We start from the raw sequence: 13,803 nt of genomic DNA on the forward strand, positions 1-13,803 counted from the left end.
CACGTCCACCAGGCGGCGGGCGTAGGGCTTAAGGAAAGCCGGGTAATACCGAGATTCCCGATCCCTAGGGACCTTCAGGTCCACCTGGCCGAAGGTGGTCTCCAGCTTGCGGGGGTAGTAGCCGTTCCTGCGGCCTCCGTGCACCTGCAAGAAGGCTGTCCGGTCCAGCTCCAGAACCGTCTGCAGAACCTCGGCTACTGTCTCCCGCACCGCTTCCCTCAGCAAGATCCGCAAGGTATCCTGGTCCACGGGGCACCTCCTCGTGCCAAGGTGTGCCCCCCTATTAAACACGGACCCTTACACATAAATCCTTACACGACCAGATCGCCGCGGTGGTGGTCTGGCGGGTGGTGGACACCGCCAAGGCCCTTTTCCAGGTGGAGAACTACCAAAGCTTCGTGGCCATCCAGTCGGAGGCGGCCATTAGGGCCCTGGCGAGCCGCTACCCCTACGACGCCGAGGGGAAGTCCTTAAGGGGAAGCCCGGAGGAGATCGCCGCGGAGCTCAAGGCCGAGGTGGAGGAGCGCCTAAAGGTGGCGGGGGTGGAGGTCCTCGAGGCCCGCCTCACCCACCTGGCCTACGCCCCCGAGGTGGCCCAGGCCATGCTCCGCCGCCAGCAGGCCCTGGCGGTGGTGGCGGCCCGCAGGCTCATCGTGGAGGCGGCGGTGGGGATGGTGCGGGAGGCCCTCTCGGGCCTGGAGGAGGCGGGGCTTTCCCTGGACGAGGAGAGGAAGGCGGCCATGGTGAACAACCTCATGGTGGCCCTGGTCTCCGAGGCCCAGGCCCAGCCGGTGGTGAACGTGGGCACCCTCTACGCCTAATCCCTAAGGGTGAAGGCTACGGCAAGACCCTTTAGGGGCGAGGGGCGGGAAAATCCAAGGTGAAGGGGAAACCAGAGGGAAAGAAGGCGTTTTTGCTGAGGCTGGACCCAAGGCTTTACCGGGTGCTGGAGAAATGGGCCCAGGACGAGCTGAGGAGCGTGAACGCCCAGATAGAATACCTCCTCAAGGAGGCGGCGAGGCGGGCGGGGAGGTGGAAGGATGAGGCTAACCCCGAAGAGGGACGGGAGCCCTAGGGGGCTCCTCCTCTTCCTCTACCTGACCTCCCTCGTGGCGCTATTGGCCGTGGCCGCCACGGCCGAGGCCTCCGAGAGGCCCCTCCTCCTCGCCCTGGTGGCGGCGGATGGGCTCCTTATGGGAGTCCTCTTCCTCTGGCTTGTGGGCTTCCCGGAAAGGCTTTTCTACGAGATCCAAGGACCCTTCCTGGTCATCCACCACCCCTTGGGGAAACGCCAGGTCCACCGCTCGGAGGTGGCGGCCGCGGTGGCCACGGCCTACGCCCTGCCCCTCCTCGCCTTCGGGCCCAAAGCCGAGATGCCCGGCTACTACCGGGTGCGCTTCCGCCTAAGGACGGTAGCCTTCCCCCAGGGGCTTCCCGTGGAGGCCTTCGTGGGGGCGAGGCGGGGGGAAGGGGTTCTCCTGGTCCTTAAAGACGGCACGGGCCTCCTCCTAAACCCCGAGGACCCCAAGCCCCTTCTGGCCTGGAAGGAGGCGAAATGAGGGCGGTCTACCTCGCCTTTGGGCTCTCCTGGGCCCTGGCCCTTTTGGGCTACGCCCTGGGGGTGAGGCCGGGGACGCCCGCCTACCTCCTCCTTGGGGTGGCCTACATGTGGGCCCCGGGCCTCGTGGCCCTCCGCTTCGCTCGGAAGGAGGGGGTGCCCCTCCCCTTGCGCTTCCGGCCCAACCGCTTTTGGCTTTTCGCCTGGCTCTTCCCCGTGGCCCTCACCTTCCTCTCCCTCCCCTTAAGCCTTCCCTTCGCCTCCTGGAAGGGCCTGGCCTGGGCCCTGCCGGGGCTTCCCGAGGCCGCCCTCTGGGCCCTCGTCCTCCTCCAGGGGCTTTTCGCCGGGGCCACGGTAAACCTCCTCGCCGCCTTGGGGGAGGAGCTCTTCTGGCGGGGCTACCTCTGGGAGAGGCTGAGGGCGCGGGGCTTCTGGCCCGCCAGCCTGGAGATCGGCTTCTATTGGGGACTTTGGCACGCCCCCCTGGTCCTCCTCTTCGGCCACAACTACCCGGACCACCGCCTCCTGGGCGTGGGCATGATGGTCCTCTTCGCCCTGGCCCTCACCCCCGCCCTCCTCTACGCCCGGGAGAAGGGGGGCTCCCTCTGGGCCCCCGCCCTCCTCCACGGCACCCTGAACGCCGTGGCCGGGCTTTCCCTCCTGGCGGTGGAGCGCACCCACGACCTCCTGGTGGGGGTGGTGGGGCTTCCCGGGCTTTTCCTCCTCGCCCTCTTCAACCTCTGGCTTAGGGGGCGGGTATAGTCAAGGGGATGCGCTTTCTGGTGCTTTCCGGCCTCTCGGGGGCGGGCAAGACCACGGCCAAGGGGTTTTTGGAGGACCTGGGGTACTTCATGGTGGACAACCTCCCCCCAAGGCTTTGGGGGGGGTTGCTGGAGGAGCTGGCCGGGCGGGGCGTGGAGCGGGCCGGGGTGGTGCTGGACGCCCGGGCCCTGGCCTTCTTCGGCGACCTGGAAAGGGCCTTGGACGAACTCAAGCCCACGGTGGTCTACCTCGAGGCCCGCCCCGAGGTCCTCCTCCGCCGCTACAACCTCACCCGCAGGCTCCACCCCCTGGGGGCGGGGAACCTTCTCAAGGAAATCGGGAAAGAGCGGGAGGCCCTTGCCCCCTTGCGGGCGCGGGCCCACCTGGTCCTGGACACCTCAGAGCTCTCCCCTAGGGCCCTCAAGGAGGCCCTCACCCGGTTTTTGGGGGAGGAGGCGGGCTTCACCCTGCGCCTCCTCTCCTTCGGCTTCAAGTGGGGCCCGCCCCAGGAGGCGGACCTGGTCCTGGACGTGCGTCCCCTGCCCAACCCCCACTACGACCCCGGGCTCAAGCCCAAGACCGGCCTGGACCCCGAGGTCCGGGCCTATATCTTCCGGGAAGAGCACGAGCCCTACTACCGGGCCCTCCTGAGCGTGGCCGGGCTGGCGGCGGAAGGGGCCAGGCGGGAGGGGCGGGCCTTCTACACCGTGGCCGTGGGCTGCACGGGAGGGCGCCACCGGAGCGTGGCCGTGGCGGAGCGGCTCGCCGAGGAGCTTTCGGGCCGCTTTCGGGTGGAGGTGAGCCACCGGGATGTGGAAAAGGAGGCCTAGGCTTCCCCCCGCCTTCCGCTGGCTTTACCCGGGGATGCGGGTGAAGCGCTACGCCCTGGTGGCCTTCCTGGGGGTGGTGCTCTTCGGCCTGGGGCTTGGGGAGCTCCTCCCCCCCCTGGGCCTGAAGCCCCCCTGGGCGGCCCTCGCCCTCCTCTTGGGCGGGCTCCTCGCGGTCCTTGGGGTGCGGAGCATGAACCGGAGCATGCTCTCCGCCTTCACCGAGCCCGAGGAGGTCCCGGAGAAGGTGTACGTGCGCCGCAGGCTGGAGCGGGGCCCAAAGGTGGTGGCCTTCGGCGGGGGCACGGGGCTTTCCCGGGTGCTCCGGGGCCTTAAGGAGCACACGGCCAACGCCACCGCCATCGTGGCCGTGACGGACGACGGGGGCTCCACGGGAAGGCTCAGGCTCTCCTTCGGCCTCCCCGCGGTGGGGGACCTGGTGGACTGCCTCTCCGCCCTCTCCGACCACCCGGGCCTCTCCCGGCTCCTCGCCCACCGCTTCGCCCGGGGGGAGATGGCGGGGCACACCTTCGGCAACCTCCTCCTGGTGACCCTGAACGAGGTGGCGGGGGACTTCGCCGAGGCCATCCTCGAGGCCAACGCCATCCTGAACCTCCGGGGCCAGGTCCTCCCGGCCACCCCGGAGGCCGTCCACCTCAGGGCCCGCTTCCAGGACGGGGCGGAGGTGGTGGGGGAGGTGGCCATCCGCCAAAGGGGCGGGCGCATCCGGGAGGTCTTCCTGGAGCCCGAGCCAAGGGAGGTGATGCCCGAGGCCCTCGAGGCCATCCGCAGGGCCGACCTCCTGGTCCTGGGGCCGGGAAGCCTCTACACCAGCGTCATCCCGAGCTTCCTGCCCCCCCGCCTCAAGGAGGCCCTCGCCCGGGCCAAGGCCCCCCTGGTCTACGTGGTGAACCTCATGACCGAGCCCGGGGAGACGGACGGCTACACCGCCTACGAGCACTACAAGGCGGTGGCCTTCCACCTGGGAAGGAGGCCGGAGATCGTCCTGGTGCACACCGCCCCCATCCCCGAGGAGGTCTTGGAGCGCTACGCCGAGGAGGGCCGCCACCCCGTGGCCTTTGACCCGAGGCCCTTCGCCCTGGACGGGGTGCGGGTCCTCACGGGGGACTTCCGGGAGGAAGGCCCCCTGGCCCAGCACGACCCCGAAAAGGTGGTGCGGGCGCTCCTTGGCCTGGTATAAAGGTGGGCGTGCTTTTCCTCTTCCAAGACCCCTTAGGGGACGACCGGGGCCTGGCCTACCAGTACCCCCGGGCCGCCCTCTACCAGGAGGCGGGGGAGGGCTTCGCCGACCTTTTGGCCGTGGGGGGAGAGGCGCAGGAAGGGCGCCTTCTCCTCAAGGTGCGCCTCGCCCGCTACCCCAACCCCCTAGAAGGCCCCCTGGGCTTCAGCCTGGCCACGGTGGCCCTCTTCCTGGACACGGGAGAAGGGGGGGAGGAAACCCTGGTCCCCGGGCTCAGGACCCCACCGGGGGAGGGCTGGGAGGTGGGCTTTTCCCTCACCGGCTTCGGGGCGGAGCGGCGGGACCCTTCCGGGAAGCGGACCCCGGCCAGGGTCTGGCGGGAGGGGGAGTGGGTGGTGCTGGACACGGGCCTCCCCCCGGGGGCCTACGGGGTCTACGGGGGAGTAGGGCTTTTTGACCCCTTCGCCCCCGGCTACCTCCGCCCCACGAGCCCCTCCGGGGGGCCCTGGACCCTCCTCGCCCCCCCGGGGAGCCCGCCCTTGGTGGACCTTCTGGCGGAGAACCCAAAGGACCAGGTGCGGGCCTACGAGACCGGGGTCCTGAAGCCCTCGAGGCCCCCTAGGCTCTCCTTGCGCCGGGAAAGCCTCCTGGCCTTCGCCCTGGGGGGGGTTTCCCTCCTCCTCGCCTTCCTCCTGAGGCGCTAAAGGGGCCGGAGGTCCTCCAGAAGGAGCCAGCCCACCCCCGAAGGAAGCCCCCGGAGAAGGGCGTCCAGGGCCTCGGCCGCCGCCTCGGCCAGGGGCTTTAGCGCCTCGGGGGGGCGCTCGGTGAGGAGGAGCAGGGTGAGCTGGTAGAAGCGCTGGGTGTGGGTGGGGGTGCCGTCCTCAAAGAAGGGGGTGGGGGGCGGCACCTCGTCCAGGAGAAGCCTCGCCCCGAGCACCTCCTCCGGGAGGAGGGCCTTTAGGTCCAGGGGGCTTTCCTGGGGGTGCCAGAGGTAGCCCTGGAAGAGCCGGATGGCCTGCACGCCCCTAGCCTACCCGCTCCCAGACCTCCCCCTCCAGGAGGTAAAGCCGGGGGAGCCTCCGGGAGAGATGCACCGCCACCTCGTAGGGGATGGTGCCCCGGGCCTCGGCCCAGGCCACAAGCCCCGTGGGGCCGAAGTCCGGGGAGAGGACCTCAAAGACCGCCTCGAGGCCTAGGGGCCCGGGGAGGGCCACGGTGGTCTGGTCCATGGAGATCCGCCCGGCCACGGGATGGAGGCCCCCTCCCGGCCCCCTCACGAACCGCACCGCCCCCCGGGGAAGCCCGTCGGCGTAGCCCACGGGAAGGGTGGCGAGCCACTCGCCTCCTCGGGCCACATACTCCCCGCCGTAGCCCACCCGGTCCCCCGCCTTAAGGCGCTTCACCAGGGTGGGCCGGGCGAGGAGGCGGAGGACGGGCCTCAGCCCGAAGCCCGGCACGAGGCCGTAGAGGGCGAGGCCCACCCGGACGTTCTCCCCCCCGTGGAGGAGGAGGCCATAGGAGTTCTCCAGGTGGTAGAAGTAGGCCTCCCCCAGGGCGCGGCGCACCTCCAAAAAGCGCCCCTTCTGCACCTCCACGAAGGCCGCGTCCTCCCCGGCGGTGGCCAGGTGGCTGTACACCCCCTCCACCCGCACCCCCAGGGCCTCCACCGCCTTAAGGGCCATGGCCGCCTCCTCCCAGGGGAAGCCCACCCGGTTCATGCCGGTGTCCACCTTGAGGTGGGCCCTGGGAAGAAGGCCCAAGGCCCTCGCCCTCTCGGCCAGGGCCCTTGCGGCCTCGAGGGTGGAAAGCGTCGGGGTAAGCCCCCACCTTAGGGCCTCCTCTGCCTCCAGGGGGTGGAGGCTTCCCAGGAGGAGCACCTCCCCCTCCACCCCCCCTTCCCGGAGAGCCCGCCCCTCGGCCAGGGTGGCCACGGCCACCCGCCTCACCCCCCGTTGAAAGAGGAAGCGGGCGAGGGGAAGGGCCCCGTGCCCGTAGGCGTCCGCCTTGAGCACGGGGATCACCTCCCCCCCGGCCCTCCCCTTCAGGAAGAGGTAGTTCCCCCAGAGGGCGGCGAGGTCCACCTCCATCCAGGCCCGGGCCTCCATCTAGTCCTCCAGAAGCCCCACGAAGCGGTGGGGGTCGGGGTCCAGCTTGAACCTGCGCCGGTCCAGGCGGGAAAGGAGCTCGGAAAGGCGCTCCGTGCTCCCCCGGAGGAGGAGGTGGAAGACGTAAACCCCCTTCACCCGGGGCACAGGGGCGGGGGCGGGCCCCAGGACCTCCCCCTCCCGGGCCACGCCCTCCAGGGCCGCCCTTAGGGCGAAGGCCTCCTCCAGGGCCCGCTCCTCCTGGCGGTGGCGCACCTCCAGCTTCACCATGCGCACCTTCGGGGGGTAGTCTAAAGCCTCCCGCAGGGCCTTTTCCACCCAGGGGAAGGCCTCCACGCTCCCCTCCAGGAGGCCCTGGTGGGCGGGGTGGTCGGGGGTGTAGGTCTGGAGGGCGAGAAGGGGCCGCCTCCCCGGCCTGAGCTCCGTGAGGGCCCAAAGGAGCCGGTGGTAGCGCTCCGCCGCGCGGAAGTCGCTCTCGTAGAGGAAGCCGTCGGCGTAGGGCAAAAGGACCAGGGCGAGCTCGGGCAGGGTGGGCCCCCGGAGGAGGGCCGTGGTCCCCACCACCACCCCGGGCGCCCCCTCAAGAAGGGAGGTGAGGTCGTCCTTGGCCTCCTTGGCGTAGCGGAAAAGGGGAAGGGAAAGGCGCTGGCCAAGCTCCTCCCAAAGCCACTCCAGCCCGGGGCCCTTGGGCTCTAAGAGGGGGGAGGCGCACCGGGGGCAGAGGAGGGGGGGAGGCTCCTCGTGGCCGCACTGGTGGCAGAGGAGGCGGCGGGGGCGGTGGAAGCGCAGGGGAAGGGCGCAGTTGGGGCAGGTGGGCTTGTAGGCGCAGTCGGCGCAGAGGAGGAGGGCGCTGTAGCCCTTCCTGGGGGCGAGGACCACCGCCTGCCTTCCCCGCTCCTCCACCTGCTTGAGGAGGGCCAGGGCCCTGCCCGTGAAGGGGTAGCCCTTCTCCCGCCTGAGGTCCAGGAGGAGAACCCGGGGCTTGGGCACGGGAAAGGTGAGGCCGGGCCGCTCCAGGACCTCCACCGCGGGCACCAGGGAGAGGTAGGTGAGGGGCACCCCCAAAAGCCTGGCCCGAAGCTCCGCCAAGGGGGGGATGAAGGCCCGGCTTCCCGAGGGGAGCTTGTAGCTTTCGCTCCCCTCCTCCACCACCACCAAGGAGCGGGGGGTGAAGGGCAGGAGGAGCCCCCCGTAGGTGGCGAAGACGAGGCCTTTGGGGTCTTTGAAGAGGGCCTCCCGCTCCCTTGGGGAAAGCCCCCCGTGGTAGGGCCTGGCCTCGGGGAAGAAGGCCAGGAAGCGCTCCAGAAGGCTCACCTCCGGGAAGAGGACCAGGTGGTCCCCCTCGGCCACCAGGCCCTTCAGGAGGCGGAGCCGCTCGGAAAACCTCCCCCCGTTCAGGCGCCCGGGGCGCTCGGGCAGGGGAAGGGGCTCCAGGGAAGGCCCGGAGGGCTTGGGCTTGGGAAGGGGACCCAGGCCGATGTACCCTTCCTCCAGGAGGCGCCGCACCCTCCCCACCCCCACCCCCGCCGCCCGGGCCAGGGCCGCCTGGCTTTCCGCGTGGCCCAAGGAGCGGAGGACCTGGAGCACCCGGTCCAGACCGGGGTCGGGGTGGGCCTCCTTCAGGGGGAGGAGGACCCCCCTTTCCTCCTTGAAGGCCACCTCCTCCTCCAAGACCCCCGCCTCCCGCAGGAGGTCCAGGAGCTTGGGGTCAAAGCCCTTGGCCTCCTGCCAGTCCACCAGGGCCTCGAGGCCCTTGGGCAGCACCTTGGGGTCCGCCCCCGGGTAAAGCCGCACCCGGTGGCGCACCTCGGGGAAGGGGGGGAGGAGGTCCGCCAGGACCTGGCCCAGGGGGGCGAAGAGGTAGCGGGCGGCCTCCTCCAGGAAGGCGACCTCCTGCGGGCGCAGGTAGGGTGCGGGGTCCAGGTAGGCGATGGCGTGGCGCAGGGCGGGGCCTTTTGGGGCCTCTTCCTCCCCCACCACCACCCCAAGCCGCACCTCCCCCCGCCAGGGCACGGCCACCCGCCGCCCCAAGGCCTCCCCTTCCTCCCCCAGGGGGGGCAGGTAGCTCATGGGGGGGAGGGGCAGGGGGAGGGCCACCCGGAGGGCCCGCATGCCCCTAGGATAAGGGCGTGCGCCTGGCGGTGCTCTTCTCGGGGGTGGCCCTCTACAGCGCCCTCTACGCCGTGGTCCCCCTCCTTCCCCTCCTGGAAGGCCTCTTCCAGGCCCCCCCGGGGGCGGCGGGGCCGGGGATGGGCCTCCCCCTCCTCCTCCTCGTCCTCCTCTCCCCCCTGGTGCCGAGGCTTCCCCTTCCCGCCGGGGCCCTCCTGGGCGGGGGGCTTCTCTTGGTGGGGCTTGGGGGGCTCCTTGGGGCCCTAAGCCCAAGCCTCCTCCTCTGGACCCTCTTCCGCCTCCTCCAGGGGGTGGGGGCGGCCCTGGTCCCCACCCTGGCCATCGCCCTCATCCCCCTCCTCTTCCCGCAAAGGGCCCTGGAGATGGCCGGGGTGTACATGGCGGGCAACGTCCTGGGCGGGGGGCTTGGCCGGGTGCTGGCGGGGCTTTTGGCCGAGGCCCTAGGGGTGCGGCAAGCCCTTTCCCTCCTCTCCCTGCCCGCCCTGGGCCTGGGGCTTCTCCTCCTAAGGGCCCCGGGAGGGCTTCCCCCCTTGGGGAGGCCCCGGTACGAGCCCGGGGCCTGGCCCCTCTACCTGGTGGGGGGGGTCCTCCTCTTCCTCAACCTCTTCCTGGCCAACCTCCTCCCCTACCGCCTCCTGGAGTTGGGCTTCCGCCCGGGGGAGGTGGGGCTCGTGTACCTGGCCTACCTCTTTGGCATCCCGGGAAGCGCCCTCTCGGGGGTGCTGGCGAGGCGGCTTGGGGCGGTGGCCACCTTCCGCCTGGCCTTCCTCGTGGTGCTCCTGGGGATGGGCCTCCTCCTGAAGCCCCCTTACCTGGTCCTGGGCTTCGTCCTCCTCATGGGGGCCCTCTTCACCGCCCAGAGCCTGGCCTCGGGGGCCGCGGGAAGGAGGGGAGCGGGGGTGAGCGGGGCCTACGTGGCGAGCTTCTACCTGGGGGGCACCCTGGCGGGCCTCCTCTACCCCTTCTTCCTCCACAGCTTCCCCCTGGCCGTGGGGGTGGGGATGGCCCTGGCCCTTCTGGCCCTCCTCCTCGCCCCCCTTCGGTAGCATGGACCCGTGGAGGTGCGCGCCGCCGACCAGTACCTGGTGGCCCCCGGGGAGGCGGGCCTTCTGGAGGCCCACGCGGCCCTCCGGGGCACGGGGCTTTACCCCCCCTTCCCCCCGGTGGAGCTCCCCGGGGGGGTGGGGGGGCTGGTGGCCCGGGGGGGGTTCGCCCAGACCTTCCCCTTCGCCTCGGAGGTCTTGGGCCTCGCCTTCCGCACCCCCCAGGGCCGGGTGGTGCGGGCCGGGGGGGTGGTGGTGAAGAACGTCCAGGGCTACGACCTGGTGCGCCCCTTCGTGGGGAGCTTCGGGCTTTTGGGGGAGGCCCTGGAGGTGGTCTTCCGCCTGCGGCCGGGACGGGCCGCAAGCTTCCTCCGCCGCCCCTGGGAGGGGGCCTTCCCCGGGCTTTCCCCTTCCCCCCGCTTCCTCTTCGCCTTGCAGGAAGAGGGTAGAACTTGGCTCTACGCCTTCCACTTCGGGCACGAGAAGGAGGTGGTCCGCTTCCGGGAGGCCTTCGGGGGGGAGGAGGTGGAGGCCCTGGACCTCCGCCCCCTCTTCCCCCGGGGGATGGGGGTGGGGGAGGGGCCCCTTTGGGACCTGCGCTTCTCCTGGAGGGATGGAGGGGAAAAGCCCCCGCCCCCAAGGGCCTTCCTCCGCCTGGCGGAGGTCCTCTGAGACCACCCCATGCCGGCTTGGGGGACCCGGTAAGTCTGGCCCGCGCTCGGGAAAGCGGGGCTGAGGGTATCCTTTAGGGGATGGAGGCGCTGGAACAAGAAGCCCTAAAAGCCATCCGCGAGGCCCAGGACCTCGAGGCCCTCAAGGCCCTCCGCGCCCGCTACCTGGGGAGAAAAGGCCTCCTCACCCAGGAGATGAAGGCCCTGGCGGCCCTCCCCCTGGAGGAGCGAAGGGCCCGGGGCCAGGCCCTGAACGCCCTCAAGGAGGCCCTGGAAAAGGCCCTGGAGGAGAGGGAGAAGGAGCTTGAGAAGGAGGCCCTGGAAAAGGCCCTGGAGGGGGAGAGGCTGGACGTCTCCCTGCCCGGGGCGCGGCTTTTCGCCGGGGGGCTCCACCCCATCACCCTCATGGAGCGGGAGCTCGTGGAGATCTTCCGCGCCCTGGGCTACCAGGCGGTGGAGGGGCCCGAGGTGGAGAGCGAGTTCTTCAACTTTGACGCCCTGAACATCCCCGAGCACCACCCGGCGCGGGACATGTGGGACACCTTCTGGCTCGCCGGGGAGGGCTATGGCCTGGAAGGCCCCCTGGGGGAGGAGGTGCGGGGGCGGCTCCTCCTCAGGACCCACACCTCCCCCATGCAGGTGCGGTACATGGTGGCCCACACCCCCCCCTTCCGCATCCTGGCCCCGGGCCGGGTCTTCCGCTTTGAGCAGACGGACGCCACCCACGAGGCCGTCTTCCACCAGCTGGAGGGCCTGGTGGTGGGCGAGGGGATCACCATGGCCCACCTCAAGGGGGCCATCTACGAGCTCGCCCAGGCCCTCTTCGGCCCAAGCTCCAAGGTGCGCTTCCAGCCCGTCTACTTCCCCTTCGTGGAGCCCGGGGCCCAGTTCGCCCTCTGGTGGCCCGAGGGAGGGAAGTGGCTGGAGCTGGGCGGGGCCGGGATGGTCCACCCCAAGGTCTTCCAGGCGGTGGACGCCTACCGGGAAAGGCTCGGCCTGCCCCCGGCCTACCGGGGGGTCACGGGCTTCGCCTTCGGGCTCGGGGTGGAGCGCCTCGCCATGCTCCGCTACGGCGTCCCCGACATCCGCTACTTCTTCGGGGGCAGGCTCAAGGTGCTGGAGCAGTTCAAGGGGGTTCTATGAGGGTGCCCTTCTCCTGGCTTAAGCAGTACGTGCCCGAGCTGGAAAGCCCCGAGGTCCTCGAGGAGCGCCTCGCGGGTCTGGGCTTTGAGACGGACCGGATGGAGCGCCTCTTCCGGATCCCCCAAGGGGTGGTCTTCGCCCGGGTCCTCGAGGCCCACCCCATCCCCGGCACCCGGCTTAAGCGCCTGGTCCTGGAGGCGGAAGGCGTGGTGGAGGTGGTCTCGGGGGCGGAAAACGCCCGAAAAGGGATCGGGGTGGCCTTAGCCCTGCCGGGGACGGAGCTTCCCGGCCTGGGCCAAAAGGTGGGGGAACGGGTCATCCAAGGGGTGCGCTCCTTCGGCATGGCCCTCTCCCCCAAGGAGCTCGGGGTGGGGGAGTACGGCGGGGGGCTTCTGGAGCTCCCCGAGGACGCCCTCCCCCCCGGCACCCCCCTGGCCGAGGCCTGGCCCGAGGAGGTGGTGCTGGACCTCGAGGTCACCCCGAACCGCCCGGACGCCCTGGGCCTACTTGGCCTCGCCCGGGACCTCCACGCCCTGGGCTACGCCCTGGTGGAGCCCGAGGCGGCCCTAAGGGCGGAGGCCCTTCCCCTCCCCTTCGCCCTTAGGGTGGAAGACCCCGAGGGCGCCCCCCACTTCACCCTGGCCTACGCCTTCGGGCTGAAGGTGGGGCCAAGCCCCCTCTGGATGCAGCGGGCCCTCTTCGCCGCGGGCATGCGGCCCATCAGCAACGTGGTGGACGTGACCAACTACGTCATGCTGGAAAGGGCCCAGCCCATGCACGCCTTTGACCTGCGCTTCCTCGGGGAGGGGATCCTGGTGCGGCGGGCAAGGCCCGGGGAGCGGCTTAGGACCTTAGACGGGGTGGAAAGGACCCTCTCCCCTGAGGACCTGGTGATCGCCGGGTGGCGGGGGGAGGAGAGCTTCCCCCTGGGCCTCGCCGGGGTCATGGGCGGGGCGGAAAGCGAGGTCCGGGAGGACACGGAGGCCATCGCCCTGGAGGTGGCCTGCTTTGACCCCGTGTCCATCCGCAAGACCGCCCGCCGCCACGGCCTGCGCACCGAGGCGAGCCACCGCTTTGAGCGGGGGGTGGACCCCCTGGGCCAGCTCCCCGCCCAGAGGCGGGCCTTAAGCCTCCTCCAGGCCCTGGCGGGGGCCCGGGTGGCCCAGGAGATCCTGGAGGAAGGCCGCCCCAAGCCCCCGGAGCCCATCCCCTTCCGTCCCCACTACGCCAACCGCCTCCTGGGCACGGCCTACCCCGAGGCCGAGCAGGTGGCCATCCTCAAGCGGCTCGGGTGCCGGGTGGAAGGGGAAGGCCCCGCTTATTGGGTCACCCCGCCCAGCCACCGCCTGGACCTGAGGCTTGAGGAGGACCTGGTGGAGGAGGTGGCCCGCATCCAGGGGTACGAGACCATCCCCTTGGACCTTCCCGCCTTCTTCCCCGCCCCGGACAACCGGGGGGTGGAGGGGCCTTACCGCCGGGAGCGGGCCCTAAAGGAGCTTTTGGCGGGGCTCGGCTTCCAGGAGGTCTACACCTACAGCTTCGCCGACCCCCAGGAGGCCCCCCTCTTCCGCCTCCCCCCCTACCCCTTGCGCCTGCAAAACCCCCTAGCCCCGGAGAAGGCCGCCCTCCGGACCCACCTCTTCCCCGGCCTGGTCCGGGTGCTGAAGGAGAACCTGGACCTGGACCGGCCCGAGCGGGCCCTCCTCTTTGAGGTGGGCCGGGTCTACGGGGTGGAAGGGGACCGCGTGGCGGAGAGGACCCACCTGGCGGGCCTCCTCTTCGGGGAAGGCGTGGGGCTTCCCTGGGAGAAGGAGGCCCTTGGGGGGTTCTTCCTCCTCAAGGGCCACCTCGAGGCCCTCCTCGCCCGGCTGGGCCTCTCCCTGGAGGTGGAGGCCCACCCCTACCCCTTCCTCCACCCGGGGGTCTCGGGGAGGGTGCGGGTGGGCGGGGAGGAGCGGGGCTTCCTGGGGGAGCTCCACCCGGAGATCGCCCGGGCCCTGGAGCTTCCCCGGGTGTGGCTCTTTGAGCTTCGCCTGCCCCTGCCGGAGGCCCCCTTCCGCTTCCAGGACCCCTCCCGCTACCCCCCGGCCTTCCGCGACCTGGCGGTGGTGGTCCCCGAGGCCACCCCCTACGGGGAGGTGGAAAGGCTCCTTCGGGAAGCGGCGGGCCCCCACCTGGAGAGCCTGGAGCTCTTTGACCTCTACCAGGGCCCCCCCTTGAAGCCGGGGGAGAAGAGCCTGGCCTTCCACCTCCGCTTCCGCCACCCCGAGCGCACCCTCCGGGACGAGGAAGTGGAGGCGGCCATGGCCCAGGTGGTGGCCGCCTTAAAGGCCCGGGGCTTCGGCCTGAGGGAGTAGACTTTG

General features: G+C 71.1%; 14 protein-coding genes and 1 pseudogene. 11 read left to right on the top strand and 4 right to left on the bottom strand.

The genetic code is table 11. The features are described from left to right. Positions 1-291, bottom strand: a 291-nt coding sequence (locus tag BLP62_RS08835) for a transposase (RefSeq protein WP_176758179.1), incomplete at its 3' end; no start/stop codon positions are given. A gap of 29 nt (positions 292-320) precedes the next feature. Here BLP62_RS08835 and BLP62_RS08840 point away from each other — a divergent pair. The 7 genes and pseudogenes from BLP62_RS08840 to BLP62_RS08870 form a co-directional block, all read left to right on the top strand. Beyond that, positions 321-821 (top strand): annotated as a pseudogene (locus tag BLP62_RS08840) (SPFH domain-containing protein); the annotation flags it as partial. Between the two features lie 59 nt (positions 822-880). Continuing rightward, on the top strand, positions 881-1,075 hold the full coding sequence (locus BLP62_RS08845; RefSeq protein ID WP_093007844.1) for a type II toxin-antitoxin system antitoxin: 195 nt from the start codon (positions 881-883) through the stop codon (positions 1,073-1,075). Then, positions 1,041-1,559 (top strand): hypothetical protein, encoded by a 519-nt coding sequence (locus BLP62_RS08850; RefSeq protein WP_093007846.1) that lies wholly within the window; start codon positions 1,041-1,043, stop codon positions 1,557-1,559. The genes BLP62_RS08845 and BLP62_RS08850 overlap by 35 nt, the downstream gene beginning before the upstream one ends. Further along, the gene (locus BLP62_RS08855) at positions 1,556-2,320 is read left to right on the top strand and encodes a CPBP family intramembrane glutamic endopeptidase (RefSeq protein WP_093007848.1); all 765 of its coding nucleotides are present in this window, start codon (positions 1,556-1,558) and stop codon (positions 2,318-2,320) included. Before BLP62_RS08850 ends, BLP62_RS08855 begins: the two co-directional genes overlap by 4 nt. Before the next feature lie 8 nt (positions 2,321-2,328). Further along, the gene (rapZ, locus tag BLP62_RS08860) at positions 2,329-3,150 is read left to right on the top strand and encodes an RNase adapter RapZ (protein WP_093007850.1); all 822 of its coding nucleotides are present in this window, start codon (positions 2,329-2,331) and stop codon (positions 3,148-3,150) included. Then, positions 3,131-4,348: a gluconeogenesis factor YvcK family protein gene (locus BLP62_RS08865; protein ID WP_176758180.1), complete on the top strand. Its 1,218-nt coding sequence runs from the start codon at positions 3,131-3,133 to the stop codon at positions 4,346-4,348. Before rapZ ends, BLP62_RS08865 begins: the two co-directional genes overlap by 20 nt. A gap of 8 nt (positions 4,349-4,356) precedes the next feature. Continuing rightward, complete coding sequence (locus BLP62_RS08870) at positions 4,357-5,052, top strand: glucodextranase DOMON-like domain-containing protein (protein WP_093007852.1); 696 nt, start codon at positions 4,357-4,359, stop codon at positions 5,050-5,052. Here the strand turns inward: BLP62_RS08870 and BLP62_RS08875 are convergent. From BLP62_RS08875 to BLP62_RS08885, 3 genes are read right to left on the bottom strand one after another with little or no spacing between them, the layout of a single operon-like run. Next, the gene (locus tag BLP62_RS08875) at positions 5,049-5,369 is read right to left on the bottom strand and encodes a DUF3208 domain-containing protein (RefSeq protein WP_093007854.1); all 321 of its coding nucleotides are present in this window, start codon (positions 5,367-5,369) and stop codon (positions 5,049-5,051) included. The genes BLP62_RS08870 and BLP62_RS08875 overlap by 4 nt on opposite strands. A 4-nt stretch (positions 5,370-5,373) precedes the next feature. Next, positions 5,374-6,453 (bottom strand): alanine racemase, encoded by a 1,080-nt coding sequence (gene alr / locus BLP62_RS08880; RefSeq protein WP_093007856.1) that lies wholly within the window; start codon positions 6,451-6,453, stop codon positions 5,374-5,376. Further along, positions 6,454-8,565: a primosomal protein N' family DNA-binding protein gene (locus BLP62_RS08885; protein ID WP_176758181.1), complete on the bottom strand. Its 2,112-nt coding sequence runs from the start codon at positions 8,563-8,565 to the stop codon at positions 6,454-6,456. A 17-nt stretch (positions 8,566-8,582) separates the two neighbouring features. Here BLP62_RS08885 and BLP62_RS08890 point away from each other — a divergent pair, with 17 nt between their 5' ends. The 4 genes from BLP62_RS08890 to pheT all read left to right on the top strand — a co-directional run bounded on the left by BLP62_RS08890 (position 8,583) and on the right by pheT (position 13,797). After that, positions 8,583-9,629: an MFS transporter gene (locus BLP62_RS08890; RefSeq protein WP_093007858.1), complete on the top strand. Its 1,047-nt coding sequence runs from the start codon at positions 8,583-8,585 to the stop codon at positions 9,627-9,629. Positions 9,630-9,638: 9 nt separating this feature from the next. Further along, entirely contained in the window at positions 9,639-10,298 is a 660-nt protein-coding gene (locus BLP62_RS08895) for a DUF5639 domain-containing protein (RefSeq protein WP_093007860.1), read from the top strand. An 89-nt stretch (positions 10,299-10,387) separates the two neighbouring features. Then, positions 10,388-11,440 (top strand): phenylalanine--tRNA ligase subunit alpha, encoded by a 1,053-nt coding sequence (gene pheS / locus BLP62_RS08900; protein ID WP_093007904.1) that lies wholly within the window; start codon positions 10,388-10,390, stop codon positions 11,438-11,440. Then, the gene (pheT, locus tag BLP62_RS08905; protein ID WP_093007862.1) at positions 11,437-13,797 is read left to right on the top strand and encodes a phenylalanine--tRNA ligase subunit beta; all 2,361 of its coding nucleotides are present in this window, start codon (positions 11,437-11,439) and stop codon (positions 13,795-13,797) included. The genes pheS and pheT overlap by 4 nt, the downstream gene beginning before the upstream one ends. Positions 13,798-13,803 lie beyond the last annotated feature (6 nt).

Origin of the sequence: Thermus arciformis, assembly GCF_900102145.1 — a bacterium.
GTDB classification, from domain to species: Bacteria; Deinococcota; Deinococci; order Deinococcales; family Thermaceae; genus Thermus; species Thermus arciformis.

Coding starts and splice junctions, on each gene's coding strand:
- BLP62_RS08850 (WP_093007846.1), top strand. CDS start 1,041: ATGAGGCTAACCCCGAAGAGGGACGGGAGCCCTAGGGGGCTCCTCCTC.
- BLP62_RS08855 (WP_093007848.1), top strand. CDS start 1,556: ATGAGGGCGGTCTACCTCGCCTTTGGGCTCTCCTGGGCCCTGGCCCTT.
- rapZ (WP_093007850.1), top strand. CDS start 2,329: ATGCGCTTTCTGGTGCTTTCCGGCCTCTCGGGGGCGGGCAAGACCACG.
- BLP62_RS08865 (WP_176758180.1), top strand. CDS start 3,131: ATGTGGAAAAGGAGGCCTAGGCTTCCCCCCGCCTTCCGCTGGCTTTAC.
- alr (WP_093007856.1), bottom strand. CDS start 6,453: ATGGAGGCCCGGGCCTGGATGGAGGTGGACCTCGCCGCCCTCTGGGGG.
- BLP62_RS08885 (WP_176758181.1), bottom strand. CDS start 8,565: ATGCGGGCCCTCCGGGTGGCCCTCCCCCTGCCCCTCCCCCCCATGAGC.
- pheT (WP_093007862.1), top strand. CDS start 11,437: ATGAGGGTGCCCTTCTCCTGGCTTAAGCAGTACGTGCCCGAGCTGGAA.